The sequence below is a fragment of the Frankia sp. AgKG'84/4 genome (assembly GCF_023242965.2).
In the GTDB taxonomy this organism is placed as follows: domain Bacteria; phylum Actinomycetota; class Actinomycetes; order Frankiales; family Frankiaceae; genus Frankia.
The window spans coordinates 1-2,684 of sequence record NZ_JALKFU020001179.1 but is presented as its reverse complement, the minus strand read 5'-3'; the positions used below and the strand labels follow the sequence as shown (position 1 = coordinate 2,684).

The 2,684-nt window shown below is 69.1% G+C and carries 2 protein-coding genes and 1 tRNA gene; 1 reads left to right on the top strand and 2 read right to left on the bottom strand.

The features are described from left to right. Positions 1 to 648: 648 nt before the first annotated feature. A tRNA-Val gene (locus tag MXD58_RS28410) sits at positions 649 to 720 on the bottom strand. Positions 721 to 1,155: 435 nt separating this feature from the next. Between MXD58_RS28410 and MXD58_RS28405 the strand changes: the two genes are divergently transcribed. Continuing rightward, the gene (locus MXD58_RS28405) at positions 1,156 to 1,587 is read left to right on the top strand and encodes an SsgA family sporulation/cell division regulator (RefSeq protein ID WP_009739629.1); all 432 of its coding nucleotides are present in this window, start codon (positions 1,156 to 1,158) and stop codon (positions 1,585 to 1,587) included. A gap of 259 nt (positions 1,588 to 1,846) precedes the next feature. Here the strand turns inward: MXD58_RS28405 and MXD58_RS28400 are convergent. Beyond that, positions 1,847 to 2,684, bottom strand: an 838-nt coding sequence (locus tag MXD58_RS28400) for a chorismate-binding protein (RefSeq protein ID WP_250611245.1), incomplete at its 5' end; no start/stop codon positions are given.

Genomic DNA, 2,684 nt, shown 5'->3' with positions numbered 1-2,684 from the left:
GCGCGCGACAGCCCTGGCCACCCCGCCGCCGGCCGCTGGCTACTCACGCGGAGTCACCGGCAACGCGGCAGGCCTCCCGTGAACGTCAGAACGACCCGGCCGAGGGCACGCCGCCGGGCACCCCCGCCAACCGGCACCAAGGTGGGGTCCCCCACCAATTCGTCTACCGAATCGCGTACCGGCGGATCTTGCCCGATGTGCCGGATTAGCGTCATATGTGCTGCTGGTAGCGGCCCCAGATGCCCCCGTTGCCGCCCACCGTCCGTAAGCCCGCCAGCCCTCACAGCCGCGAAAACGGGCCTCGCCGTCCCAAACATCGCAATCGCCCGCACCGACACGAAAGGGGAAGGAAAAACGGATCATCGACACCCGGCCACCCGAGGCGCGAGCATGAGCACAGAGCGCCCGCACCCCTCCGAACCCCCGCCGGCCAGGCGCCCAAACCCAGCGCCCAATCCCTCCCCAGCGCAACACCGACTCCCCAACCAGCCCAGAAGACCGGTCAGCCCAACTGCCAGCCAAGGAATCCGCAATGCGTCGACCCGCACCCGGCCAACACCAAAGGCCGCGAAGAGTCAGCTCTCCGGCACGCATTGCATGGGTTGCCGCAAGCCCCTGAGAGGGGGCAGCATGAAAAGAAAGATCGCGTGGGCGTACGTGGTTTCGAACCACGGACCTCTGCCGTGTGAAGGCAGCGCTCTACCCCTGAGCTATACGCCCTTGCGGGTGGGACCACCATACACGCCCGCGATCGGGTGCCACGCAGGGGGTCCGACCGGATGGATGGGGTCATGTCGTCCGTCCCGCCCGGTGGTCGGACTGGACCGGGTTCGCCGCGACTGGTCAAGGTTGGGGCCCACCCGGACGGGGAAGACTGAAGGTGGAACGGCCTCGGCAGGTTGGACCGTTACTCGGGGGGACAGACGGACGTCACGGATAGTCATCACCGATCCTCGTACGTACGGGATCAATCCGTTGACGGACCGTTCTGGCATCCACCGCGAGAAGGGTTCACCCTTCCGGGCAGGACAAGCCGCCCAAACTGCCGTAACGGATGTTGTCTTGGCATAATCTTGTTTCCAACGGGACTCGGAGAGGGAACTATCCCGTTACACGGGTGCTCGCCCGCACCATCGCACCATGAGAGGCCGCCCGATGACTATTCGTCACGATTCGATCACCGCCGAACTCGCCCTTCGTCTCGTCGTCCCCGGCGGCGCACCCGTGCCGGTCGCCGCCACGGTCCGCTACGAGCCGGCCGACCCCTACGCCATCAGCATCGGCTTCCGTACCGGCGCCGATGAGGTCGTGGAGTGGACCTTCGCACGCCAGTTGCTCAGCGACGGAGTGCGCCGGCCTGCCGGCGATGGGGACGTCCAGGTGTGGCCGGCTGCCCAGTCCGGCGGACGCATCGTCTGCCTGTCGTTGTCCAGCCCCTCGGGACACGCGTTGTTCGAGATGCCGCGATCCGAGGTTCTGGCATTCCTGCGTCGAACATATTCAGCGGTGCCGCTTGGCGGCGAAAGTGACATCATCGATCTTGATGCAGAGCTAGCCCTGTTGATCTGGGGCGGTCCCGAGCGGTGATCACACCGGGGTCGGGATCGCTGCCCGGCCCCGGCAACCCGGTGCGGGCACTCATCGGAGGCGGGAATCCAGCGTTTCCGTCGTCCGGAACCAGAACGGTTCGATCCACCAGATAAGGCGAGCATCCAATCGCCCGGCCGGGACCTCCGGCCGGGCGGTTCGTCGTTGCGGGCCCGCGGTGAGAGGCGCAGCCCCCAGGCGGCCTCCGACCCGGGCAGCTCCCGCGGTGAGGTTCCCCCGCCGCGGTGGGCCGTCCGCGTCAGGAACTGGCCAGGCCGACGAGCCGGGCGGCCTTCAGCTCCGTCTCCCGCCACTCCCCCTCGGGATCGCTCCCCCAGGTGACGGCCGCACCCGTGCCGAACCGCAGTTGATCGCCCACGAACCAGAAGGTGCGGATACCGACGGACAGCCAGCCACGATGGCGGTCGGCGTCGACCCAGCCGATGCCGCCGCAGTAGGGACCGCGCGGCACCGGCTCCAGCTCGCGGATGATCCGCAGGGCGCTCGACTTCGGCGCTCCGGAGACCGACCCGGCCGGATTCGCCGCCGCGATGAGTTCCGGCCAGCCGACGGCCGGACGTAACCGGGCCCGCACGGTCGAGACGAGATGGACCAGCCCGGGATGGTGCTCGACCGCGCACAGGGCGGGCACGGTGACCGAACCCGCCCGAGCCACCCGGCCAAGATCATTGCGCACCAGGTCGACAATCATGATGTTCTCGGCGACGTCCTTCTCGCCGAGATCCCCCACGGTGCGTCCGGTGCCCTTGATCGGGCCGGAGTGCACCACATCGCCGTCCCGCTCGAGGAACAGCTCCGGCGACGCGCCCGCGATGCGCAGGCCGGCCTCGGGAACGTCGAGCACGACGGCGTAGGGCGCGGGGTTACCAGTGGCCAGGACCGCGGCGAGGGCCGCCGGGTCGGCGCCGAAAGCCGGGTCGCCGGCGCGGACCGGCAGCGGCGCGGACATCACCCGGCAAAGGTTGACCTCGTAGACATCGCCCGCGGCGATCCGCGCCCGGATGGCCCGCGCGCCGGCGACGTAGGCGTCGCGGTCGAGGCTGGTCGTCCAGGAACCCACCGACGGACCCTGCCAC

Bases quoted from the DNA above. Each gene is read 5' to 3' on its own strand.
- MXD58_RS28405 (WP_009739629.1), top strand. From the start codon at position 1,156: ATGACTATTCGTCACGATTCGATCACCGCCGAACTCGCCCTTCGTCTC.